This is a genomic window from Pseudomonas sp. YJ42 (assembly GCF_047225135.1).
Taxonomy (GTDB): domain Bacteria; phylum Pseudomonadota; class Gammaproteobacteria; order Pseudomonadales; family Pseudomonadaceae; genus Stutzerimonas; species Stutzerimonas stutzeri_E.
In genome coordinates, this window is sequence record NZ_CP178378.1 from 2,194,176 (window position 1) to 2,217,243 (window position 23,068).

Annotated in this window: 19 protein-coding genes; 13 read left to right on the plus strand and 6 right to left on the minus strand. The window is 62.6% G+C overall.

Going from position 1 to position 23,068, the window contains the following annotated elements:
- The first annotated feature begins 1 nt into the window (after nucleotide 1).
- A complete protein-coding gene (gene siaD / locus ACL0K2_RS09895) occupies nucleotides 2–790 on the plus strand; it encodes a biofilm regulation diguanylate cyclase SiaD (RefSeq protein ID WP_045160663.1) in 789 nt (262 codons plus the stop codon).
- 11 nt (nucleotides 791–801) lie between these two features.
- Here the strand turns inward: siaD and ACL0K2_RS09900 are convergent, their stop codons facing one another.
- A complete protein-coding gene (locus ACL0K2_RS09900; RefSeq protein ID WP_413044325.1) occupies nucleotides 802–1,308 on the minus strand; it encodes a gluconokinase in 507 nt (168 codons plus the stop codon).
- Between the two features lie 267 nt (nucleotides 1,309–1,575).
- Nucleotides 1,576–2,865 (minus strand): glycine-betaine demethylase subunit GbcA, encoded by a 1,290-nt coding sequence (gbcA, locus tag ACL0K2_RS09905; protein ID WP_045160662.1) that lies wholly within the window; start codon nucleotides 2,863–2,865, stop codon nucleotides 1,576–1,578.
- Nucleotides 2,866–3,266: 401 nt separating this feature from the next.
- On the opposite strand from gbcA, the gene gbcB reads away from it, so the two are divergent.
- From gbcB to fdhA, 8 genes are all read left to right on the plus strand, one after another.
- The gene (gene gbcB, locus ACL0K2_RS09910) at nucleotides 3,267–4,367 is read left to right on the plus strand and encodes a glycine-betaine demethylase subunit GbcB (RefSeq protein WP_239611620.1); all 1,101 of its coding nucleotides are present in this window, start codon (nucleotides 3,267–3,269) and stop codon (nucleotides 4,365–4,367) included.
- 494 nt (nucleotides 4,368–4,861) lie between these two features.
- On the plus strand, nucleotides 4,862–6,115 hold the full coding sequence (gene glyA, locus ACL0K2_RS09915) for a serine hydroxymethyltransferase (protein ID WP_045160659.1): 1,254 nt from the start codon (nucleotides 4,862–4,864) through the stop codon (nucleotides 6,113–6,115).
- A gap of 121 nt (nucleotides 6,116–6,236) precedes the next feature.
- Complete coding sequence (locus ACL0K2_RS09920) at nucleotides 6,237–7,487, plus strand: sarcosine oxidase subunit beta family protein (RefSeq protein WP_045160658.1); 1,251 nt, start codon at nucleotides 6,237–6,239, stop codon at nucleotides 7,485–7,487.
- A 56-nt stretch (nucleotides 7,488–7,543) separates the two neighbouring features.
- A complete protein-coding gene (locus tag ACL0K2_RS09925) occupies nucleotides 7,544–7,870 on the plus strand; it encodes a sarcosine oxidase subunit delta (protein ID WP_045160657.1) in 327 nt (108 codons plus the stop codon).
- Nucleotides 7,867–10,899 (plus strand): sarcosine oxidase subunit alpha, encoded by a 3,033-nt coding sequence (locus tag ACL0K2_RS09930; RefSeq protein WP_239611619.1) that lies wholly within the window; start codon nucleotides 7,867–7,869, stop codon nucleotides 10,897–10,899. Before ACL0K2_RS09925 ends, ACL0K2_RS09930 begins: the two co-directional genes overlap by 4 nt.
- Before the next feature lie 72 nt (nucleotides 10,900–10,971).
- The gene (locus ACL0K2_RS09935) at nucleotides 10,972–11,601 is read left to right on the plus strand and encodes a sarcosine oxidase subunit gamma (protein WP_413044326.1); all 630 of its coding nucleotides are present in this window, start codon (nucleotides 10,972–10,974) and stop codon (nucleotides 11,599–11,601) included.
- A 117-nt stretch (nucleotides 11,602–11,718) separates the two neighbouring features.
- On the plus strand, nucleotides 11,719–12,576 hold the full coding sequence (purU, locus tag ACL0K2_RS09940; protein ID WP_413044327.1) for a formyltetrahydrofolate deformylase: 858 nt from the start codon (nucleotides 11,719–11,721) through the stop codon (nucleotides 12,574–12,576).
- Nucleotides 12,577–12,732: 156 nt separating this feature from the next.
- Nucleotides 12,733–13,932 (plus strand): formaldehyde dehydrogenase, glutathione-independent, encoded by a 1,200-nt coding sequence (gene fdhA / locus ACL0K2_RS09945; RefSeq protein ID WP_021209821.1) that lies wholly within the window; start codon nucleotides 12,733–12,735, stop codon nucleotides 13,930–13,932.
- Nucleotides 13,933–14,156: 224 nt separating this feature from the next.
- Here fdhA and ACL0K2_RS09950 read toward each other — a convergent pair whose 3' ends face one another.
- From ACL0K2_RS09950 to choX, 4 genes are all read right to left on the minus strand, one after another.
- Nucleotides 14,157–14,624 carry a thioesterase family protein gene (locus tag ACL0K2_RS09950; RefSeq protein WP_045160653.1) on the minus strand — a complete coding sequence of 156 codons (468 nt, stop codon included), beginning with the start codon at nucleotides 14,622–14,624 and terminating at the stop codon, nucleotides 14,157–14,159.
- Between the two features lie 152 nt (nucleotides 14,625–14,776).
- The gene (locus tag ACL0K2_RS09955; RefSeq protein WP_413044328.1) at nucleotides 14,777–15,742 is read right to left on the minus strand and encodes an L-carnitine dehydrogenase; all 966 of its coding nucleotides are present in this window, start codon (nucleotides 15,740–15,742) and stop codon (nucleotides 14,777–14,779) included.
- A 109-nt stretch (nucleotides 15,743–15,851) separates the two neighbouring features.
- The gene (locus tag ACL0K2_RS09960; protein WP_413044329.1) at nucleotides 15,852–16,739 is read right to left on the minus strand and encodes a 3-keto-5-aminohexanoate cleavage protein; all 888 of its coding nucleotides are present in this window, start codon (nucleotides 16,737–16,739) and stop codon (nucleotides 15,852–15,854) included.
- A gap of 83 nt (nucleotides 16,740–16,822) precedes the next feature.
- Nucleotides 16,823–17,761 carry a choline ABC transporter substrate-binding protein gene (choX, locus tag ACL0K2_RS09965; RefSeq protein ID WP_413044330.1) on the minus strand — a complete coding sequence of 313 codons (939 nt, stop codon included), beginning with the start codon at nucleotides 17,759–17,761 and terminating at the stop codon, nucleotides 16,823–16,825.
- A gap of 290 nt (nucleotides 17,762–18,051) precedes the next feature.
- Between choX and ACL0K2_RS09970 the strand changes: the two genes are divergently transcribed.
- The 4 genes from ACL0K2_RS09970 (at nucleotide 18,052) to dgcA (ending at nucleotide 23,040) form a co-directional block, all read left to right on the plus strand.
- Nucleotides 18,052–19,005, plus strand: coding sequence for a GlxA family transcriptional regulator (locus ACL0K2_RS09970; RefSeq protein ID WP_045160649.1), 954 nt, complete (start codon nucleotides 18,052–18,054; stop codon nucleotides 19,003–19,005).
- 190 nt (nucleotides 19,006–19,195) lie between these two features.
- Nucleotides 19,196–20,173, plus strand: a complete 978-nt coding sequence (locus ACL0K2_RS09975) for a dipeptidase (protein ID WP_045160647.1) — start codon at nucleotides 19,196–19,198, stop codon at nucleotides 20,171–20,173.
- 120 nt (nucleotides 20,174–20,293) lie between these two features.
- On the plus strand, nucleotides 20,294–20,824 hold the full coding sequence (locus ACL0K2_RS09980; RefSeq protein WP_045160646.1) for a 4-vinyl reductase: 531 nt from the start codon (nucleotides 20,294–20,296) through the stop codon (nucleotides 20,822–20,824).
- A gap of 155 nt (nucleotides 20,825–20,979) precedes the next feature.
- Nucleotides 20,980–23,040 (plus strand): dimethylglycine demethylation protein DgcA, encoded by a 2,061-nt coding sequence (gene dgcA, locus ACL0K2_RS09985; protein WP_413044331.1) that lies wholly within the window; start codon nucleotides 20,980–20,982, stop codon nucleotides 23,038–23,040.
- Nucleotides 23,041–23,068: the final 28 nt, after the last annotated feature.

Consider the following 23,068-nt stretch of genomic DNA (forward strand, 5'->3'; position numbering starts at 1 on the left):
TATGCGCGGCCAAAAGCCTCTGGAAAGCCAGGTCCTGGAGTCCTTGTCCGACCCCCGGAATCAGGATCATCCGCTGCATGAAGCGCTGAGCCAGCTGTGGGAAGCGCATCACGCCCTGCTCAACCGGATCGAGCGGATCGCCCGTGTCTCCGACGGCTATCAGAGCATCGTCCGGGACCGCGAAATGACGCTTTCGGCGCGCTTCGAGAAACAGCTGCGGCAGCTGGAAAAGGTCGCGCGCATCTCCGACCGCTACCAGATGATGATGCGCGACCTGAATATCGCGCTGAAAGAGGCCTCCACCCACGACGCGCTGACCGGGATCGCCAATCGCCGCCTGCTCACCGAGCGCCTGCGCGACGAAACCGAGCGGGCCAAGCGTTATTCGCGCCCGCTGTGCATCGTCATGATCGATATCGACCGCTTCAAGGTCATCAACGATGAATATGGCCACGAAGTGGGCGACCATGTGCTGATGGATGTAGTGCGGGTGATGGAAGCGGAAGTCCGCGAGCACGATCTGTGCGGCCGCTGGGGCGGGGAAGAGTTCCTGGTGATGATGCCGGAAACCACAAGCGAACAGGCCGTTCGGGTAATGGAGCGCCTGCGCCAGGCGGTTGCCAAGCTGCGCGTTCGAGTCAACGACGACTCGTTATCGGTCACCGTGAGCCTGGGCCTTGCGCAGTTGCGCGCCGACGAGAACTATTCCAGCACCATCAACCGCGCCGACGTGGCGCTGCTGAGGGCCAAGCGCAATGGCCGCGATCGTTATGAGCTGGCCGACGACTGATTCTGTTCCCCCTAGTCGCTCGCCTCGGTGTGCGACAGGCGCGCGAGAATCGTCTCGACGATCTGTTCGGGCGAATGGGTGATATCCACCCTTATCGCCTCTTCCTCGCTGGGTTTTTCCAGCGCTTGCAGCTGACTGCACAGCAGGCTGGGGTCGAAGAAATGCCCGGAGCGCCGCCGCAGCCGCTCTAACAACAGTGCCTGCGAACCGTCCAGATAAACCCAGACGACCCCCTCGTGGCCTCCGCTGAGCAACTGACGATAACTTCGTTTGAGAGCCGAACAGGCGAACACCCAGTCGTGACCCTGCTCGTGCCGCGTTTCGATCGCATCGCGCATCGCCTGGAGCCAGGGCCGCCGATCCTCGTCATCCAGCGCGATGCCGCTGGCCATCTTGCGCTTGTTAGCCTCGCTGTGGAATTCGTCGGCATCGGAGAAACCACATCCCAGGCGAGCAGCCAGCTTCTCGCCGATGGTCGTTTTCCCGCTACCCGCTACCCCCATGATGATGACAATCACTGGCATCCTCGTCGTTGCGGCAATTGTGGCTTCGGAAAAAAGATGGCGCGCGTGCTCGGCAGCGACGCCATCGGCTCCCATGCGGGAGCACTTCCACTCTTCGGTCACAGGGGCGTACCGAAGTTCCTCGTATCGCAAGGTGCCTGCCGGAGCAAGCGAACCGCCAAGGTCCGCGTCGGCATGAGCGGCTTGTCTGCCGCTGGGGAAAACGCTGGCGGCGCACCCGCTGCATACGGGTACGCCACCGACGTCGAGCGGCCTATCGGATCACTGGTTGATCTGTCGCAGATAGTTCGCTGGCTCCGCGCCAAGGTTGTGCAGCATGCGCTCGCTGTACCAATCGACGAAGTTGACCACACCGAACTCGTAGGTCTTCGAGTAGGGCCCGGGCTGGTAGGCAGTGGAATTGATCCCGCGCTGGTTTTCCTCGGCGAGGCGACGGTCCTGGTCGTTGGTGGCATCCCAGACCTGGCGCAGGCGAGCCACGTCGTAATCGACGCCTTCTACTGCATCCTTGTGGACGATCCACTTGGTAGTGACCATGGTTTCCTGCGCGCTGATCGGCCACACGGTAAAGACGATGATGTGGTCGCCCATGCAATGGTTCCAAGAGTGCGGCAGGTGCAGGATGCGCATCGAGCCGAGCTCGGGGTTCTTGATCCGCCCCATCAGCTTCTGGCATCCCTGTTTACCATCCATGGTCATGGACACGGTGCCCTTGAGTAGCGGCATGCGCACAATACGGTTGCGCAGGCCGAAGCTGGCATGGGCATAGGGAATCTTCTCGGCGTCCCACTTGGCTGCAGATTCGGCAACGTGGTCCTTGAATGCCTGGCTGGCACGTGGATCAGTGACGTCGTCCCATTCCAGCAGCGAATTGAGCAGTTCAGGGTGCGCACCATTGCAGTGGTAGCACTCGCGATTGTTCTCCAGCACCAGCTTCCAGTTGGCCTTTTCCACCAGGGTGCTCTGCACCGCCACCTTGGCGTTCTCCATGTCGTACGGCTCCATGTAGTGCGACAGAGTGGCCAGGAAATCGTCGATCGCTGGCGGGTTCTCTGCCAGAGAAATGAAGATGTAGCCGCCCGCCGTCTTGCACTGCACCGGCTTGAGCCCGTACTGGTTCATGTCGAAGTCGGCGCCCATTTCGGTGCCGGCGAACAGTAGACGGCCGTCCAGCTCGTAGGTCCACTGATGGTAGGGGCACACCAGCTTGGCGACCTTGCCCTTGTCGCTTGTGCACAGCCGCGAACCGCGATGGCGACAGACGTTATGGAAAGCGTGCACAGTGCCTTCGGCGCCGCGGATGACCAGGATCGGGTTATTGCCGATCTGCAACGTCAGGAAGTTGCCCTTCGCGGGAATCTCGCAGGTCATGCCTGCGATCAGCCATTCCTTGTGGAAAATTTCCTGCATGTCGAGCTGGAATAGCCGCTCATCGTTGTAGAACGGCTGCGGCAGCGAAAACGTCCGTTCACGCGTCTGCAGCATTTCGGCAGTAGCCTTACGCGCGGGTTCGAGCGGATCGCCCAGGCTCAGGTTGGAAGTGACATCCATCGGTTGCTCCTCAAGCCGGCCGCGCCTTGCAGGCGTCTGTGGCTGGCGACAAAAGTGGCTATTCGGTTACTACGCAAGGCGGCGAGCCGGACCGCATCCATATAGTCAATAAGGAAAGCGACTCCGGCGAGACCGCCTTCCCTAGCTCGGCTGCGACCGAGTGTGTCGCGGCGCCAGAGGGAAACCTTATCCATGGGCGACAGGCACACATCCGTTTCCGACTCCCGAACCCCCGTGACACCGGGCTGGTCGCGATAAGCATGCCGATGTCGCGGATAGGTAAGTGACGCCGCAGCGCGTTGCGCACAATTCTGCGCCAGAAGGGCCATGCGTCGTGGCAGTCGCAGCCCTGGAAAAGGGCCTGAATAGGCCGTTGTAGCCAGCGCGCAATCGAGGTGAGCATGTCCAGCAATTTCCTCAATCCGGTCAATACCCAGACCTGGACCAACGGCCGCCATCTGGTGCGCTGCGTAAAGGTGATCCAGGAAACCTGGGACGTTCGCACCTTTTGCTTCATGTCCGATCAGCCGATCATGTTCTTCTTCAAGCCCGGCCAGTTCGTTACCCTGGAATTGGAGATCGATGGCGAACAGGTGATGCGCTCGTACACCATCGCCAGCTCACCTTCTGTGCCCTACAGTTTTTCCCTGACGATCAAACGTATCCCGGGCGGTAAGGTTTCCAATTGGCTGCACGACAACCTCAGCGAAGGCGATCTGCTGCCGGTGCACGGTCCGGTCGGGCTGTTCAACTCTATCGATTTCCCCACCGACAAAGCCTTGTTTCTGTCCGGCGGCGTCGGCATCACGCCGGTCATGTCGATGGCGCGCTGGTTCTTCGACACCAACGCCAACGTCGATATGGTGTTCGTCCACAGCGCCCGCTCGCCCAAGGACATTATTTTCCACCGCGAGCTGGAGCACATGGCGTCGCGGGTCAACAACTTCAGCCTGCACATCATTTGCGAGAAGCACGGCATGGGCGAGGCCTGGGCCGGCTATCGCGGCTACCTCGACCAGCGCATGCTGGAGCTGATCGCACCGGACTTCGCCGACCGGGAAATCTTCTGTTGCGGGCCGACCCCGTACATGAACGCCGTCAAGCGCCTGCTGACCGCCAACGGCTTCGACATGCAGCGCTATCACGAGGAGTCGTTCGGCGCGACGCCGGCCGACGTGCGTGAAGACGTCAAGGAGCTGGCCGAGCAGGCCGCCGAAGCGCCCGATGTGCCGCTGGCCGACCTCAATCAGGTGGAATTCACCGCAACCGGCAAGAGCATCCGCGTCGGCCCGCGCGATACGGTCCATTCGGCGGCCGCTCAGCTCGGCCTGCACATCCCCAAGGCGTGCGGCATGGGCATTTGCGGCACCTGCAAGGTCATGAAGACTGCCGGCGAGGTGACCATGGAGCATAACGGCGGGATCACCGACGAAGATATCGCTGAGGGTTATATCCTCTCCTGCTGCAGCGTGCCCCAGGGCGACGTGGTCATCGACTACTGAGCCACCCCTCCTCAGGGCGGCCCGCCCTTCACTGCAGGTCTGGCCGCCCGGCCGGGCCTGCTTAGCACGCCTCACGCAGTCAACGATTCACGCACGAGGCGAGCGGCAGCGAGACAGCCCGCAGATTGACCAAGCAGCCAAGCCAGACACGCGAGCCTGATACGGCAGCGCCAAATCGTCGCGTGACTGCCGCCACCCACTGAAGCATTACCCTGCCCACTCGCTCAGCCCCCTGCATTCTTCTCGACGCCGCCTGGTTCATGACTCGACCGTTATCACGAGGGCGATGCCCTGCGTCTGCGTGACCGGCAATTTGACGCAGGCAGGCGGGGGCCTGCGCGAGGTTTCCGAGAACGACGGAGCATGTCGCAAACGAACTCCCACAAGACGCAGGCAGGCATCTTCGCGCCAAGGCCCAGCCCTACCATCGCATCCAGACAGACAAAAGCCTTCACCGAGGCGAATGGCGCCGTTGCGCCTTTAGGAGATCCGCGATGTTCAGCAAGCAAGACAAAATTCAAGGCTATGACGACGAACTTCTGGCGGCGATGGATGCCGAGGAACTGCGTCAGGAACATCACATCGAGCTGATCGCCTCGGAGAATTACACCAGTAAGCGGGTGATGCAGGCACAGGGCAGCGGCCTGACCAACAAGTACGCCGAAGGCTATCCGGGCAAGCGCTACTACGGTGGCTGTGAGCATGTCGATAAGGTCGAGCAACTGGCGATTGACCGTGCCAAGCAGCTGTTCGGTGCCGACTACGCCAACGTCCAGCCGCATTCTGGTTCCTCGGCCAACAGCGCCGTCTACCTTGCCCTGCTCAACGCCGGCGACACCATCCTCGGCATGAGCCTGGCCCACGGCGGCCACCTGACCCACGGCGCCAAGGTCAGCAGCTCCGGCAAGCTCTATAACGCCGTTCAGTACGGGATCGACACCGACACCGGTCTGATCGATTACGACGAGGTCGAGCGCCTGGCCGTCGAAAGCAAGCCGAAGATGATCGTCGCCGGCTTCTCCGCCTACTCGAAGACGCTGGACTTCCCACGCTTCCGCGCCATCGCCGACAAGGTCGGTGCACTGCTCTTCGTCGACATGGCCCACGTAGCAGGCCTGGTCGCCGCCGGCCTGTATCCCAACCCGATCCCGTTTGCCGACGTGGTCACCACGACCACGCACAAGACCCTGCGCGGTCCGCGTGGCGGCCTGATCCTGGCCAAGGCCAATCCCGAAATCGAGAAGAAGCTCAACGCAGCGGTATTCCCCGGTGCCCAGGGCGGTCCGTTGATGCACGTAATCGCGGGCAAGGCGGTGTGCTTCAAGGAAGCCATGGAGCCGGATTTCAAGGAATACCAAGCCCAGGTCATCAAGAACGCCCAGGCCATGGCCAAGGTATTCGTCGATCGCGGTTTCGACGTGGTCTCTGGCGGCACCGACAACCATCTGTTCCTGGTCAGCCTGATCAAGCAGGGCCTGACCGGTAAAGACGCCGATGCCGCTTTGGGTCGTGCAGGCATCACCGTCAACAAGAACGCCGTACCCAACGATCCGCAGTCGCCTTTCGTGACGTCCGGTCTGCGTATCGGTACACCGGCCATTACTACACGCGGGCTCAAGGAAGATCAGAGTGTCGAGCTCGCGGGCTGGATCTGCGACATCCTCGATCACCTCGGTGATGACGATGTCGAGGCACAAGTTGCCCGACAAGTCGCTGGGCTGTGCGCCGACTATCCGGTGTACCGCTGATTCGTAGGGTGGGAGGCGCTGTTGCCTTCCACCGCAACTCGGTGGATCGATAACCGGCGATCCACTTTGCGAATCGCATTGCGTCACCGCTTCGAGGCGGTCGTTTTTCAGGAGCATCGACATGCAACGTTATTCCGGCTTCGGCCTGCTCAAGCACTCCTTCAGCCATCATGAAAACTGGCAGCGCATGTGGCGCAACCCCAAGCCCAAGCCGGTCTACGACGTGGTCATCGTCGGCGGCGGCGGCCACGGCCTCGCCACCGCTTATTACCTGGCGAAAGAGTTCGGCGTTAAGAACGTCGCGGTGATCGAGAAGGGCTGGCTGGGCGGCGGTAACACCGCGCGCAACACCACCATCGTGCGTTCCAACTATCTCTGGGACGAATCGGCGCAGCTCTACGAGCACGCGATGAAGCTGTGGGAAGGCCTGTCCCAGGACATCAATTACAACGTCATGTTCTCCCAACGCGGCGTGTTCAACCTCGGCCACACCCTGCAGGACATGCGCGACATCGAGCGCCGCGTCAGTGCCAACCGCCTCAACGGTATCGACGGCGAAGTGGTGGATGCCAAGCAGGTGGCGGAGATGATTCCTTACCTGGATTGCTCGAAGAACACCCGTTACCCGATTCTCGGTGCCTCGCTACAGCGCCGCGGCGGCGTCGCCCGTCACGATGCGGTGGCCTGGGGCTATGCCCGCGCCGCCGACGCCTTGGGCGTCGACCTGATCCAGCAGACCGAGGTGACCGGCTTCCGCAAGGAAAACGGCGTGTGCATCGGCGTGGAAACCACCAAGGGCTTCATCGGCGGCAAGCGTGTCGGTGTAGTCACCGCCGGTAACTCCGGGCATATGGCCAAGCTCGCCGGCTTCCGCCTGCCGCTCGAGTCCCATCCGCTGCAGGCACTGGTATCCGAGCCGATCAAGCCGATCATCGACACCGTGATCATGTCCAACGCCGTGCATGGCTATATCAGCCAGTCGGACAAGGGCGACCTGGTCATCGGCGCCGGCATCGACAGCTATGTCGGTTACGGTCAGCGTGGCTCCTACCCCACCATCGAACACACGCTGCAGGCGATCGTCGAGATGTTCCCGATCCTCTCGCGGGTGCGCATGAATCGCCAATGGGGCGGCATCGTCGATACCACCCCGGACGCCTGCCCGATCATCGCCAAGACCCCGGTGAAGAACCTGTTCTTCAACTGCGGTTGGGGCACCGGTGGCTTCAAGGCCACACCGGGTTCGGGCCACGTGTTCGCCGCCAGCCTGGCCAAGGGCGAGATGCACCCGCTGGCCAAGGCGTTTTCGATCGAACGTTTCCACAACGGCGCCTTGATCGACGAACACGGCGCGGCTGGGGTCGCACACTGATTTAGTGCCCCCTCCGCCGACGGCGGAGGGAGGAAGGTTTTCTGGAGGTACCGACCATGCTGCACATCTTCTGCCCTCACTGTGGCGAACTGCGCTCCGAAGAAGAGTTCCACGCGGGTGGCCAGGCGCACATTCCCCGTCCGCTGGACCCGAACGCCTGCACCGACGAGGAATGGGGCGAGTACCTGTTCTTCCGTGATAACCCGCGCGGCATCCACCACGAACTGTGGATTCACGCGGCGGGCTGCCGTCAGTACTTCAACGTCACCCGTCATACGGTGAGCTACGAAATTCTCGAGACCTACAAGATCGGCGAACGGCCCAGCGTGACTGAGGCTGCGCTCGCTGCGAAGAAGGCTGTCGACCAAGGAGTAACGGCATGAGCCAGGTCAATCGTCTTTCCCAAGGTGGCCGCATCGACCGCAGCCAGCCCCTGACCTTCAGCTTCAACGGCGAAACCTATCAGGGTTACGCCGGCGACACCCTGGCCGCAGCACTGCTGGCCAACGGTGTCGATGTGGTCGGTCGCAGCTTCAAGTACTCGCGCCCACGCGGCATCGTCGCCGCCGGGGCCGAAGAGCCCAATGCCGTGCTGCAGATCGGTGGTACCGAAGCAGCGCAGATCCCCAACGTGCGTGCCACTCAGCAAGCGCTGTACGCCGGCCTGACCGCCAACAGCGTGAACGGCTGGCCGAGTGTCAACACCGACCTCATGGGGATTCTCGGCAAGGTTGGCGGCGGAATGATGCCGCCCGGTTTCTACTACAAGACCTTCATGTATCCGCAGAACCTCTGGCTGACCTACGAAAAGTACATTCGTAAGGCCGCAGGCCTTGGCCGCGCGCCCACGGAGAATGACCCGGACAGCTACGACCACGTGAACCAACATTGCGACGTCTTGGTAGTCGGTGCTGGCCCTGCTGGTCTGGCAGCGGCCCTGGCCGCCGGCCGCAGTGGTGCCCGGGTGATCCTGGCCGATGAGCAGGAAGAGTTCGGCGGCAGCCTGCTCAGTACACGCGAGAAGCTCGATGGCAAACCCGCCGCCGACTGGGCCGCGAGCGCCATCGCAGAGCTGGAGAAAATGCCGGAAGTGACATTGCTACCGCGGGCTACCGTGAACGGCTACCACGACCACAACTTTCTCACTATTCATCAACGCCTGGCCGACCACCTCGGTGAGGTAGCACCCATGGGTGCGTTCAACCAGCGAATCGTGCGTCAACGCATGCACCGCGTGAGAGCCAAGCGTGTGGTGCTGGCGACCGGCGCTCACGAGCGCCCACTGGTCTATTCGAACAACGATGTGCCCGGCAACATGCTGGCCGATGCGGTTTCCACTTATGTACGCCGCTACGGCGTGGCACCGGGCCGTCAGTTGGTACTGTCGACAAACAACGACTATGCCTACCGCGCGGTGCTCGACTGGCTGGACGCCGGCCATCAGGTGGTGGCGGTTGCCGATGCCCGTAGTAATCCACGTGGCGCCTGGGTCGAGGAAGCGCGCAAGCGCGGCGTACGTGTCCTCACCGGCAGTGCAGTGGTCGAGGCACGCGGCAGCAAGCGAGTCACCGGCGCACGGATCTGCTCCATCGACATCGCCAACCATAAAGTCACCAGCTCTGGCGAGGTGATTGACTGCGACCTGATCGCCAGCTCCGGCGGCTACAGTCCGGTGGTCCACCTGGCCTCACACCTCGGTGGCCGTCCGATCTGGCGCGAAGATATTCTCGCCTTCGTCCCCGGCGAGGGCTTCCAGCAGCGCAGCTGCGCTGGTGCGGTGAACGGCGTGTTCGCCCTCGGCGACGCCCTCGCCGACGGCTTCGAGGCTGGTGCCAAAGCGGCCGTCGAGACTGGTTTCAAGGTAGTCACCGGCAGCGTGCCGAGGGTCGAACAGCGCGCCGAGGAAGCCAGCGTCGCTCTGTTCCATGTGCCGCATGACAAGCCCACCGAGCGTGCGCCCAAGCAATTCGTCGACTTGCAAAACGACGTCACTGCGGCCGGCATCAAACTCGCCACTCGCGAAGGGTTCGAGTCGGTCGAGCACGTCAAGCGCTACACCGCACTGGGCTTCGGCACCGACCAGGGCAAGCTCGGCAACATCAACGGCCTGGCCATCGCTGCGCATTCGATGGGCATCGGCATCGCCGAAATGGGCACCACGATGTTCCGCCCGAACTACACGCCGGTGACTTTCGGCGCCGTAGCCGGTGCTCACTGCGGCGAGCTGTTCGAGCCCAAGCGCTATACCGCCATGCAGAAGTGGCACCTGCAGAACGGCGCCGAATTCGAGGACGTCGGCCAGTGGAAGCGTCCCTGGTACTTCCCCAAGAAGGGCGAAGATCTGCACGCCGCCGTGGCCCGCGAGTGTCTGGCCGTGCGTAATGCGGTGGGCATCCTCGACGCATCGACCCTCGGCAAGATCGATATCCAAGGCCCGGATGCACGCGAGTTCCTCAACCGCGTCTACACCAATGCCTGGACCAAGCTGGACGTGGGCAAGGCCCGCTACGGCCTGATGTGCAAGGAAGACGGCATGGTTTTCGACGACGGCGTGACCGCCTGTCTGGCCGACAACCACTTCCTGATGACCACCACCACTGGCGGCGCGGCACGGGTAATGGAATGGCTGGAGATCTATCACCAGACCGAATGGCCGGAACTGAAGGTGTACTTCACCTCGGTCACCGACCACTGGGCGACCATGACCCTGTCCGGTCCCAACAGCCGCAAGCTGCTGGCCGAGGTCACCGACATCGACCTGGACAAGGACGCCTTCCCGTTCATGACCTGGAAGGAAGGCAAGGTCGGCGGCGTACCTGCGCGGGTGTTCCGCATCTCCTTCACCGGTGAGCTGAGCTACGAAGTCAACGTCCAGGCCGACTACGCTCTGGGGGTATGGGAGCAGATCATCGAGGCGGGCAAGAAGCACGGCCTGACGCCTTACGGCACCGAGACCATGCACGTACTGCGTGCCGAGAAAGGCTTCATCATCGTAGGCCAGGACACCGATGGATCCGTGACCCCGGACGATCTGAACATGGGCTGGTGCGTAGGCCGTACCAAACCCTTCTCCTGGATCGGCTGGCGCGGTATGAACCGCGAGGATTGCCTCAAGGAAAACCGAAAGCAGCTGGTTGGCCTCAAGCCGGTGGACCCGAAAAAGGTACTGCCCGAGGGCGCGCAGCTGGTATTCGACCCGAAACAGCCCGTACCCATGACCATGGTGGGTCACGTCACCTCCAGCTACATGAGCGCGGCCATGGGTTACAGCTTCGCCATGGCACTGGTCAAGGGCGGCCTCAAGCGCATCGGCGAGCGAGTCTTCGCACCGCTGGTCGATGGCAGCGTGATCGAGGCCGAGATTGTCAGCTCGGTGTTCTACGACCCGAAAGGCGAGCGGCAGAACGTGTGAGGTGAGCGTGAGGCTGGCTCGCCACCTCACCCCGGAATTCAACGGCGCCTAGCGGCGCCAGGCAGGTAAACCATGACCGCAGTGAACGTTTACAAACAACGCCCGGACAATCTCGAGGGGCAATCGCCGCTGCACCATGCCGGCCTCGCCGAGTTGGTCGGCAAGGGCCGCACCGGGGCCGGCATCCGCCTGCGTGAAAAGAAGCTGCGCGGTCACCTGACCCTGCGCGGCGACGCCCACGACCCAGCCTTTGCCAACGGCGTGCAGCAGGCCCTCGGACTCCCGTTGCCGGTCGCGCTGACGCTGGTGGCCGAAGGCGAGACCTCGCTGCAGTGGATGGGCCCGGACGAATGGCTGCTGATCGTGCCGCAGGGCGAGGAATTCGCCGCCGAACAGCGGCTGCGCGACGCGCTGTCCGGGCAGCACATCCAGGTGGTCAATGTCAGCGGCGGACAAACCCTGCTCGAACTCTCCGGAGAAAAGGTGCGTGAGTTGCTGATGAAATCGACGCCCTATGACGTGCATCCGGGCAACTTCCCGGTGGGCAAGGCGGTAGGGACCCATTTCGCCAAGAGCCAGCTAGTGATTCGCCACACCGCCGAGCATGTATGGGAATTGGTGGTGCGGCGCAGCTTCGCCGACTACATCTGGCTCTGGCTGCAGGATGCCAGCGCCGAGTACGGGCTGGCGATCGAGGCGTGAGCGCAGGGTGGGCGATGCCTTTTTCGTCCACCGTGGTACAGCAAAGGTAAATGGGTGGAGGGACAGCTGCACGCCCCATCCACCCTACGCCTGGCAACGATTACCGGGAGCCTGACAATGAGCCGCACGCCCGATACCTGGATTCTCACCGCACACAGCCCGAGCCTGCTCGGCACCGTCGATGTGGTGACCCGCTACCTGTTCGAACAGGGCTGCTACGTCACCGAGCACCACAGCTTCGATGATCGCCTGGTCAACCGCTTCTTCATCCGGGTCGAGTTTCGCGCGCCGGACGGCTTCGACGAGGCCGACTTCCGCACCGGCCTGATCGACCGCGTCACGCCCTTCGAAATGCATACCGAGCTGACACCACCGGGTTACCGGGCCAGGGTGGTGATCATGGTGTCCAAGTCCGATCACTGCCTGAACGATCTGCTGTACCGCCAGCGCATCGGCCAGCTGCCGATGGACATCGCCGCCGTGGTTTCCAACCACCCGGATCTGGAACCCCTGGCACGCTGGCACGGCATTCCCTATCACCATTTCCCGCTCGATCCGCGCGACAAACCGGCCCAAGAGCGCCGGGTGCTGCAAGTGATCGAGGACAGCGGCGCGGAGCTGGTGGTGCTCGCACGCTATATGCAGGTGCTCTCGCCCGAGCTGTGCCGGACGCTCGACGGACGCGCCATCAACATTCACCACTCGTTGCTGCCCGGCTTCAAGGGTGCCAAGCCCTACCACCAGGCCTACCAGAAAGGCGTCAAGCTGGTCGGCGCCACCGCGCACTTCATCAACAACGACCTCGACGAAGGGCCGATCATCGCCCAGGGCGTCGAGCCGGTGGACCACACTCACTATCCGGAAGACCTGATCGCCAAGGGCCGCGACATCGAATGTCTGACGCTGGCCAAGGCGGTCGGCTATTTCCTCGAACGACGCGTGTTCCTGCATGCCAACCGCACAGTAGTGCTGTAAGGCTCGGACACCATGGAACTGCGATCCGCGAAGCGGCGAGCAGATCCGCAATAGACAACTGCCGGCTGACCCAGGCGGCAACTGAAAGCTCCACTACAAGCCCGCGCGGCCTCCCGTCGCGCCTTGTATTCACAAAAACACAAAGGAGAAAGGCAGATGGCTGACAATCGTGGCGTCGTTTACCTCGGCGCAGGCAAGGTCGAAGTCCAGAAAATCGACTATCCCAAGATGCAGGACCCCCGCGGGCGCAAGATCGAACACGGTGTGATCCTGCGTGTCGTTTCCACCAACATCTGCGGCTCTGACCAGCACATGGTGCGCGGCCGCACCACCGCCCAGGTCGGCTTGGTGCTCGGTCACGAGATCACCGGGGAAGTCATCGAGAAAGGCAGCGATGTCGAGAACCTGCAGATCGGCGACCTGGTCTCGGTACCGTTCAACGTCGCCTGCGGCCGTTGCCGTTCCTGTAAGGAACAGCACACAGGCGTCTGCCTGACCGTCAACCCGGCGCGTGCCGGCGGCGCTTACGGCTACGTCGACATGGGCGACTGGACCGGCGGTCAGGCCGAATACGTGCTGGTGCCCTACGCCGACTTCAACCTGCTCAAGCTGCCCAACCGCGACAAGGCGATGGAGAAGATCCGCGACCTGACCTGCCTGTCGGATATCCTGCCCACCGGCTACCACGGCGCGGTCACCGCCGGTGTCGGCCCAGGCAGCTCGGTGTACATCGCCGGCGCCGGCCCGGTCGGTCTGGCGGCTGCCGCCTCGGCACGCCTGCTGGGCGCCGCGGTGGTGATCGTCGGGGACCTCAACCCCGCCCGCCTGGCCCACGCCAAGGCCCAGGGTTTCGAGATCGCCGACCTGTCGTTGGACACCCCGTTGCACGAACAGATCGCCGCCCTGCTGGGCGAGCCGGAAGTCGACTGTGCGGTCGATTGCGTGGGCTTCGAGGCTCGCGGCCATGGTCATGAAGGCGCCAAGCACGAGGCGCCAGCCACCGTGCTCAACTCGCTGATGGGCGTGGTTCGAGTCGCCGGCAAGATCGGTATTCCCGGTCTGTACGTGACCGAGGATCCGGGTGCGGTGGACGCCGCAGCGAAAATGGGCAGCCTAAGCATCCGCTTCGGTCTGGGCTGGGCCAAGTCGCACAGTTTCCATACTGGCCAGACGCCGGTGATGAAGTACAACCGCGCGCTGATGCAGGCGATCATGTGGGACCGCATCAATATCGCCGAGGTTGTCGGCGTGCAAGTGATCAGCCTGGACCAGGCACCCCAGGGCTACGGCGAGTTCGATGCCGGCGTGCCGAAGAAATTCGTCATCGACCCGCACAAGATGTTCAGCGCAGCCTGATTCGCCGCCTGCTCGGTCGCCGGCAGGTAACTCTCCCTGCGGATCGCTTCCGCAGGCCCCTGACATGAAGCACTTTGGGGAGCCTTACGGCTCCTCTTTTTTTGGCGAGCGCCTATCGACTCGCTGTTCGGGCGCTGCCCGCTAGATACAGTCGGAACGCCACGCCTGGTTGCGGGAGCGCCGGCTTAGAGCATGCACACCCGGCGACCCGATGCGAACACCACTTAGCCTGGCAGACCGATGACCCGTCCGATATGGATGGGCCTGGGCAGGTCCCGCTGCGCCTCGTGCAGCGCCTGCACCAGCGCCAGCACCTCCTCGTCGAACGGCGCCGAACGCGCAACGCCGCGATCGACATTCATCAACATCTGCTCGCTGGCCGCCAGCAACTGCTCGTCACCGGGACGATAGAGACCCAGATGAACGTGTAACCGCTTGTGATCGTATGCCAGCAGGTGGGTACGTACCTCGACTTCGCTGCCGAGCTTCACCTCGTTCAGGTAGTTGAGATGACATTCCAGGGTGTACAGCGTATGCCCCGTGCGCTCACGCCCGGCTGCATCCAGGCCGATGCGATCCATGAGCGCATCCGTGGCGTAGCTGAAGATCAGCAGGTAGAAGGCATCACGCAGGTGGTCGTTGTAGTCCACCCATTCGGCCGGGATGACGGTGCGGTAGCTGGTCAGAAGCATGGTGATCCTCGGAGACGGAAGTCGAGTGGCAAGAGCCCGTTGCGGCGGACTCGAAGACCGAACGGGCAATCTAGCAGCGAACGGCGTATGGCTTCATCCTCTACGCCATTGCGGCTAGGCACGCGGCATGAAGCACTGCCCATATGGCGTAGTCAGTCTGCAAAATCGAAACCGTGGCGTGCCTTGGTTTGCTTGATCGCGGCCATTACGGCCAATAGACAATCGTCACGATAGCGCTCCAGCTCGGCGATGCCGCGGGCGCCCTGCTGTTCGGTCGTGCCTTGGACCACCTTGTCGATCAACGCGCCGGACAATTCCGGCGCCTCCAGATAGGTCCATGGCAACTGCAAGGCCGGCCCGAACTGAGCCATGAAATGGCGCATACCGGCGTCACCGCCCGCCAGGGTATAGGTGAGAAATGTCCCCATGAACGACCATCGCAGGCCGGCACCGAAGCGAATCGCATCATCGATTTCTCCGGTGGTGGCGACACCATCGTTGACCAGATGCAAGGCTTCGCGCCACAGCGCTTCGAGCAAGCGGTCGGCAATGAAGCCAGGCACTTCCTTGCGCACATGCAGCGGGCGCATTCCCAATGCTTCATAGATGTCGACAGCGGCTTGTACGGCCTCCGGTGCGGTCCGCCCGCCTCCAACCACTTCTACCAGGGGCAGCAGGTACACCGGATTGAACGGGTGCCCGACCAGGCAGCGCTCGGGCTGTACGGCGTCGGCGTAGAACGCGCTGGGTAACAAGCCCGACGTGCTGGACGCGATCAGTACGTTTGGACGGGCCGCGGCGCTGATCTTCGCGTGCAGCTCACATTTGAGTGCGAGACGCTCCGGAGCGCTTTCCTGGATGAAGTCGGCATCCGCCACACAGGCCTCGATGGTTTCGACCAAGCGCAGCCGGGCCTGGTTGGCTCCCGGCGCCAAGCCTTGCGCTTCGAGCGCCGGCCAGGCATTGGCAATGCGCGTACGCAAAGCCGCTTCGGCACCCGGTGCCGGATCCCAGGCGAGCACATCCAGGCCATGGGCCAGCGCTCGGGCAATCCATCCTGCGCCGATCACGCCGGTTCCGATGGCGGCGAAGGTCTTTATTTCGGTGACAAAGGCCATAGCGGCTCCTGCTTGTGTGTCCCGGCAATCCCGGGGCTTCGATTGGCAGCCGAGGCGCCAGGCGCGACGGCGTAATGCCGGCACGTCGGGCTCGGTGCCTACGGGCGTTTCAACCGCGCTTCTTGAGGTTCATCCGGTCGCGGCCTTCGGCGGGAGTCAAGGCTCGTCCACCCATGCGCTCGATGATCTCGATGGCTCGCTCGACCAGCTGGCCGTTACTGGCATGCACACCACGGTCGAGCCATAGATTGTCCTCCAGGCCGACCCGCACGTTGCCGCCCAGCAGCACGGCCTGGGCAACCATCGGCATCTGCGAGCGGCCGATGCCGAAACCGGCCCAGGTCGCGCCTGCCGGCAGGTTGTCGGCCATGGCTTTCATGGTGGTGGTGTCCGCGGGTGCGCCCCAGGGAATGCCCAGACAGATCTGGAACAGGGGATCATCGAGCAGGCCTTCCTTGAGCATCTGTTTGGCGAACCACAGGTGACCGGTGTCGAAGATCTCCAGCTCAGCCTTCACGCCCAGCTCGGTGATGCGTTTGGCGCCCGCGCGCAGCTGGGACGGTGTGGAGACGTAAATGAAGTCACCATCACCGAAATTCAGCGTGCCGCAATCCAGCGTGCAGATCTCCGGCAGCAGCTCTTGCACATGCTTGAGACGCTCCAGCGGACCGACCAGATCGGTACCGCTACCGAATTCCAGCGGCTGCTCGCCCCGCCCGATCTCCAGATCGCCGCCCATGCCGGCGGTCAGATTGATGATCACATCGGTATCGCTTTCGCGGATGCGCTCGACCAGCTCCCGGTACAACGCCACATCACGGCTCGGCTTGCCGGTCTGCGGGTCGCGGACATGGCAATGCGCGACCGTGGCGCCAGCCCTGGCCGCCTCGATGGCGGCGGCGGCGATCTCTTTGGGCGTGACAGGGATGGCCGGATGCTTGCCGACGGTATCGCCAGCACCGGTCACCGCACAGGTGACGATGACTTCGTAGTTCACGGTTAGGTCCTTGTTTCAGGCGATGGGAGGCCGTACGCGGTGGGCCGCGCACGGGTGTATCAGTTTGCGTTCGGGACGGTCGTCTATTGGAGCGAGGCGATCACCGCATCGGCACCGCTCTTGCCATCGAAACTGGTGACACCGGCCAGCCAGGCCTTGACCACCTCGGGGTTGGCCTTGAGCCAGGCGCGGGCCACCTGATCGGGCGCCTGGCGGTCCATGATCGGCGCCATCAGTTCGGCCTCCTGGGCACTGGTGAAGCGCAAGCCAGTCAGCAGCCGATCGGCATTCGGGCAACGCTGGGCGAAGTCCGGCGCCGTGACCGTGGAAACCGTTGCGGCGCCGTCGTTGGGGCCAAACACATTTTCGCTGCCGGTCAGGTAGGTGATCGGCAGCTGAATGTTCATCGGATGCGGTTTCCAACCGAAGAACAGCACCGGCTTCTCCGCCCTCACCGCTCGCTTGACCGCTGTCAGCATGGCGCCCTCGCTGGACTCGACCAAGGTGAACCCGCCCAGGCCGAACTGATCTTCGTCGATCATTTTCTGGATGGCAGTGTTGGCGCCGGAGCCGGACTCGATGCCGTAGATCTTGCCATCGAGCTGATCCTTGAACCGGGCGATATCGGCGAAGGTCTTCAGGCCCGCCTCGGCGGTGTAGGTCGGCACGGCGAGTATCGCGATGGCGTCATCGAGCGATGGCTCGGGCGCGACCTTGACCGCGTCACGGTCCAGGAACGGCTTTATGTTGTCGTCCATGATCGGCTTCCAATAGCCGAGAAATGCATCGATCTGGTTTTTCTGGATGCCGGCGAAAATGATCTGTTGCGATGCCTGGGTCTGGATGGTTTCGTAGCCAAGGCGGCCCAACAGCTCGCTGGCGACCGCCGTGGTGGCGACCACGTCGGTCCAGCCGACCGCACCCAGGCGGATCTCCTGGCAACTGGCGTCGTCTGCGGCCAGCAGGGGTGAACTGAACAGGCTGAGTAAACAGCAGCCGGCGATTGTGCTAAGACCTTTCATTGGCGCTCCCCTGAAGGGTTCGATTTATCAGGACGCTCGCGCCCTGTTTGTTGTCGTGCAGAGGCCTCTGTTCCCTGTCGGAGCAGATAATCCGCTCATGCGGGGTGCAATGGCGCCCCGTGAACGGTATCTACTGCGCCCGATATGGCCACAGTACGCAGCGGCGCGCGCTGAAAAACGAACTAAAGCGACTGTCTGTTGAACTGAAGCGACCACTTGCTGTGAACTGCAGCGAACACTTGCCAGCAACGCCAACCGCTGCTTTTAGCGTCATCAGAACGGGATTTCCGATGCCTCAAACCCTATGGTTTCTCCTGCTTCCGGGCTTTTCCATGATGGGCCTTATGTCGGCCATAGAGCCGCTGCGTGTGGCCAATCGGTTTCGCGGCGAGCTGTATCGCTGGCGTCTGCTAAGCCAGGATGGCGCAGCAGTCGCCAGCAGCAATGGGATGTCGCTCAACGTCGATGGTGCGCTGGAAGCACCGAACGCATGCCACACGCTATTCGTGGTGGCCGGCTTCGACCCGCTGGCGACCTTCGATACGCGCCTCGCTCATTGGCTGCATCGAATCGAACGCGAGGGGGCGATGCTCGGTGGCATCGACACCGGCAGCTTCGTTCTGGCACAAGCCGAACTGTTCGGCACGCAACGCCTGACGCTGCATTGGGAAGCCATCGGCGCCTTTCAGGAGCGCTACCCCCACCTGAACGTGACCCAGGAACTGTTCGAAGTCGACGGCAGGCGCATCACCAGTGCAGGCGGAACGGCCAGCCTGGACCTGATGTTGACGCTGATCGGCCGCGACCATGGCGAAACCCTGGCGGTGGCCGTCTCGGAACAGTTCGTGGTTGGCCGCATCCGCTCGCGCCAGGACCACCAACGGATGCAGATCGCCAGCCGCTACGGCATACATAACAAGAAGCTGGTGCAGGTGATCAGCGAGATGGAGCGCCATAGCGAACAGCCGCTCTGCTCCCAGGAACTCGCCGAACTAGTCAATGTGACGCCACGGCAACTGGAACGCCTGTTTCGCCAGCACCTCAGCGAAACGCCGTCGGCCTTCTATCTGGCCCTGCGCCTGGACAAAGCCCGGCAGTTGCTGCGCCAGACCGACATGAGCGTACTGGAGATCGGGGTGGCCTGCGGTTTCGAATCGCCCTCCTATTTCTCCCGCTGCTACCGTTCGCGCTTTGCTGCCAGCCCCAGCCAGGATCGCCACGAGCTGCTCGCGACGGCGCGCTGAGCAAGCCTGGCCAGAATGCTCCGGCTCCCAGCCTGAGGTCCACGGTCGGACCTGTCCATTCGCGACCGTCCTTTGACGTTTTCGGCAATACCCCAGTCGCTTTTGCACCGGGTCGCCCCGCCCCCCAGGGATATGCTCCCCCCAAAGCGCCGACAAAAGATTCGCTGCGCCACACCGGGGAAGTGACCTGATGAACCCAACCGAACTGCACGCCGACAGCATCGTCATCGATGGCCTGATTATCGCCAAATGGAACCGCGAGCTCTTCGAGGATATGCGCAAGGGTGGCCTGACCGCCGCAAACTGCACCGTCTCGGTATGGGAAGGGTTCCAGGCCACGGTAAACAACATCGCTGCCAGCCAGAAGCTGATCCGCGAGAACAGCGACCTGGTGATGCCGGTGCGGACCACTGCTGACATCCGCAAAGCCAAGGAACTGGGCAAGACCGGCATCCTGTTCGGCTTCCAGAACGCTCATGCCTTCGAGGACCAGATCGGCTACGTCGAGGTGTTCAAGCAGCTCGGCGTGGGCATCGTACAGATGTGCTACAACACCCAGAATCTGGTCGGCACCGGCTGCTACGAGCGCGACGGCGGCCTGTCCGGCTTCGGTCGCGAGATCGTCGCCGAGATGAACCGCGTCGGCATCATGTGCGACCTGTCCCATGTCGGTTCCAAGACCAGCGAGGAAGTCATCCTCGAGTCGAAGAAGCCGGTCTGCTACTCCCACTGCCTGCCATCGGGCCTGAAAGAGCATCCGCGCAACAAGTCCGATGAGGAACTGAAGTTCATCGCCGACCACGGCGGCTTCGTCGGCGTGACCATGTTCGCGCCTTTCCTGGCCAAGGGCATCGACTCGACCATCGACGACTACGCCGAGGCCATCGAGTACGTCATGAACCTGGTCGGCGAAGACGCCATCGGCATCGGTACCGACTTCACCCAGGGCCATGGCCAGGACTTCTTCGAGTACCTGACCCATGACAAGGGCTACGCCCGTCGCCTGACCAGCTTCGGCAAGATCGTCAACCCGCTGGGCATCCGCACTGTGGGCGAGTTCCCCAACCTCACCGAGACCCTGCTCAAGCGCGGCATGTCCGAACGCACCGTGCGCAAGGTGATGGGCGAGAACTGGGTGCGCGTGCTCAAAGACGTCTGGGGCGAGTAAACGAACGTAGGGTGGATGACGCTTTTTTCATCCACCAATCATCTTTGCGGTGGAGACAAGGCGCCAACTGCGCGTCCCGATCCACCCTACACCTGACTTTTGAATTCGGAGTTGATCCACATGTCCACACATGCCCCCGAGATGCCCATCCAGGTCGACGACGAAACCGGCGTCTGGACCACCGATGCCCTGCCCATGCTCTATGTGCCCCGGCACTTCTTCGTCAATAACCACATGGGTATCGAAGAAGTCCTGGGCGCCGACAAGTACGCTGAGATTCTCTACAAGGCCGGCTACAAATCGGCCTGGCACTGGTGCGAAAAGGAAGCCGAGTGCCACGGCCTGGTCGGCGTTGAAGTCTTCGAACACTACATGAAGCGCTTGTCGCAGCGCGGTTGGGGGCTGTTCAAGATCCAGGCGATCGACCTGGACGCTGGTACCTGCGAGGTGCGCCTGGACCACTCGGCCTTCGTGTACGTCTACGGCAAATGCGGTCGCCCGGTGGACTACATGTTCACCGGCTGGTTCGCCGGCGCCATGGACCAGATTCTACAGGCGCAGGGCAGCAGCATCCGCACCGTCGCCGAACAGGTCTATGGCGCCTCGCAGGAAGGCCACGACCACGGGCTGTTCCGCGTCAAACCACTCTAAAAACAACTTTCAACCGTGATCGAAAACGTAGCGAGCGAAGGGTAGGCAAGGCGGAGGCAGAAGCGAAGAGCGGAGTTTACTGTTGTAAATGAGCACTTTCGCTTCTGCCTCCAACGCCGCATAACCGAGCGCAGTAGTTTTCAGAGGATGCCGCCATGGCTTTCGAAGCAATGTTCCAACCCATCCAGATCGGCAAACTGACCATCCGCAACCGTGTGATCAGCACCGCCCACGCAGAGGTCTATGCCACCGACGGCGGCATGACCACCGAGCGCTACGTGAAGTATTACGAAGAGAAGGCCAAGGGCGGCATCGGCCTGGCCATCTGCGGCGGTTCCTCGGTGGTCGCCATCGACAGCCCGCAGGAATGGTGGAGCTCGGTCAACCTGGCCACCGACCGGATCATTCCGCATTTTCAGAACCTTGCCGACGCCATGCACAAGCATGGTGCCAAGATCATGATTCAGATTACCCACATGGGTCGTCGCTCGCGCTGGGACGGCTTCAACTGGCCGACCCTGATGTCGCCGTCGGGTATTCGTGAACCCGTACACCGCGCCACCTGCAAGACCATCGAGCCGGAAGAGATCTGGCGCATCATCGGCAACTATGCCCAGGCCGCACGCCGCGCCAAGGAAGGCGGCCTGGACGGCGTCGAGCTGTCCGCCGTGCACCAGCACTTGATCGACCAGTTCTGGTCGCCGCGCGTGAACAAGCGTACCGACGAATGGGGTGGCACCTTCGAGGGGCGCATGAAATTCGGCCTGGAAGTCCTCAAGGCCGTGCGAGCCGAGGTGGGCGACGATTTCTGCGTCGGCATGCGCATCACCGGCGACGAGTTCCACCCGGACGGCCTCACCCATGAGGACATGAAAGAGATCGCCAAGTACTACGATGCCACCGGCATGGTCGACTTCTTCGGCGTGATCGGCTCGGGTTGTGATACTCACAACACTCTGGCCAACGTTATCCCGAACATGAGCTATCCGCCGGAGCCGTTCCTGCACTTGGCCGCCGGTATCAAGGAAGTGGTCAATGTCCCCGTGCTGCATGCGCAGAACATCAAGGACCCGAACCAGGCCCAGCGCATCCTCGAAGGCGGTTACGTGGACATGGTTGGCATGACCCGCGCGCACATCGCCGACCCGCACCTGATCGCCAAGATCAAGATGGGCCAGGTAGACCAGATCAAGCAGTGTGTCGGCGCCAACTACTGCATCGACCGCCAGTACCAGGGCCTGGACGTGCTCTGCATCCAGAACGCCGCCACCAGCCGCGAGTATATGGGCCTGCCGCACATCATCGAGAAATCCACCGGGCCCAAGCGCAAGGTGGTGATCGTCGGCGGCGGCCCAGCAGGCATGGAGGCGGCACGCGTGGCGGCGGAACGCGGCCATGACGTCACCCTGTTCGAGAAGAAGGACAGCCTCGGAGGACAGATCAGCCTGGCCGCCAAGGCGCCGCAACGTGATCAGATGGCCGGCATCACCCGCTGGTACCAGCTGGAGATCGCTCGCCTCGGCGTCGACCTTCGCCTGGGCACCGGTGCGGATGTCGAAACCATTCTCGATCTGCGTCCGGACATCGTGGTGCTGGCCAACGGCGGCCATCCGTTCATCGAGCAGAACGAGCACTGGGGCGCGGAAGAAGGCCTGGTGGTCAGCAGCTGGGACATCCTCGACGGCAAGGTGGCGCCCGACAACAACGTGCTGGTCTACGACACCATCTGCGAGTTCACCGGCATGTCGGTGGCTGACTTCATGGCCGAGAAAGGTGCCAAGGTGGAGATCGTCACCGACGACATCAAACCCGGCGTGGCCGTCGGCGGCACCAGCTTCCCCACCTACTACCGCAGCCTGTACCCGAAGGAAGTGATCATGACCGGCGACCTGATGCTGGAAAAGGTCTACCGCGAGGGCGACAAGGTGGTGGCGGTCCTGGAAAACGAATACACCGGCGCGCAAGAAGAGCGGGTGGTCGACCAAGTGGTGGTGGAAAACGGCGTGCGCCCGGACGAAACCTTGTATTACGCGCTCAAGGAAGGTTCGCGCAACAAGGGCCAGATCGACGTCGAGGCGCTGTTCGCCATCCAACCGCAACCTTGTCTTTCGCAGAGCGGCGACGGCTATCTGCTGTTCCGCATCGGTGACTGCGTAGCCCAGCGCAATACCCACGCAGCGATCTATGACGCGCTGCGGCTGTGCAAAGACTTCTAAGAAAAGCTTGAAGCTGGAAGCCAGAAGC

Excerpts from the sequence above, each read along its gene's own strand:
- siaD (WP_045160663.1), top strand. The coding sequence starts at position 2 with ATGCGCGGCCAAAAGCCTCTGGAAAGCCAGGTCCTGGAGTCCTTGTCC.
- gbcA (WP_045160662.1), bottom strand. The coding sequence starts at position 2,865 with ATGGATGTCACTTCCAACCTGAGCCTGGGCGATCCGCTCGAACCCGCG.
- gbcB (WP_239611620.1), top strand. The coding sequence starts at position 3,267 with ATGTCCAGCAATTTCCTCAATCCGGTCAATACCCAGACCTGGACCAAC.
- glyA (WP_045160659.1), top strand. The coding sequence starts at position 4,862 with ATGTTCAGCAAGCAAGACAAAATTCAAGGCTATGACGACGAACTTCTG.
- ACL0K2_RS09920 (WP_045160658.1), top strand. The coding sequence starts at position 6,237 with ATGCAACGTTATTCCGGCTTCGGCCTGCTCAAGCACTCCTTCAGCCAT.
- ACL0K2_RS09925 (WP_045160657.1), top strand. The coding sequence starts at position 7,544 with ATGCTGCACATCTTCTGCCCTCACTGTGGCGAACTGCGCTCCGAAGAA.
- ACL0K2_RS09930 (WP_239611619.1), top strand. The coding sequence starts at position 7,867 with ATGAGCCAGGTCAATCGTCTTTCCCAAGGTGGCCGCATCGACCGCAGC.
- ACL0K2_RS09935 (WP_413044326.1), top strand. The coding sequence starts at position 10,972 with ATGACCGCAGTGAACGTTTACAAACAACGCCCGGACAATCTCGAGGGG.
- purU (WP_413044327.1), top strand. The coding sequence starts at position 11,719 with ATGAGCCGCACGCCCGATACCTGGATTCTCACCGCACACAGCCCGAGC.
- fdhA (WP_021209821.1), top strand. The coding sequence starts at position 12,733 with ATGGCTGACAATCGTGGCGTCGTTTACCTCGGCGCAGGCAAGGTCGAA.
- ACL0K2_RS09950 (WP_045160653.1), bottom strand. The coding sequence starts at position 14,624 with ATGCTTCTGACCAGCTACCGCACCGTCATCCCGGCCGAATGGGTGGAC.
- ACL0K2_RS09955 (WP_413044328.1), bottom strand. The coding sequence starts at position 15,742 with ATGGCCTTTGTCACCGAAATAAAGACCTTCGCCGCCATCGGAACCGGC.
- choX (WP_413044330.1), bottom strand. The coding sequence starts at position 17,761 with ATGAAAGGTCTTAGCACAATCGCCGGCTGCTGTTTACTCAGCCTGTTC.
- ACL0K2_RS09970 (WP_045160649.1), top strand. The coding sequence starts at position 18,052 with ATGCCTCAAACCCTATGGTTTCTCCTGCTTCCGGGCTTTTCCATGATG.
- ACL0K2_RS09975 (WP_045160647.1), top strand. The coding sequence starts at position 19,196 with ATGAACCCAACCGAACTGCACGCCGACAGCATCGTCATCGATGGCCTG.
- ACL0K2_RS09980 (WP_045160646.1), top strand. The coding sequence starts at position 20,294 with ATGTCCACACATGCCCCCGAGATGCCCATCCAGGTCGACGACGAAACC.
- dgcA (WP_413044331.1), top strand. The coding sequence starts at position 20,980 with ATGGCTTTCGAAGCAATGTTCCAACCCATCCAGATCGGCAAACTGACC.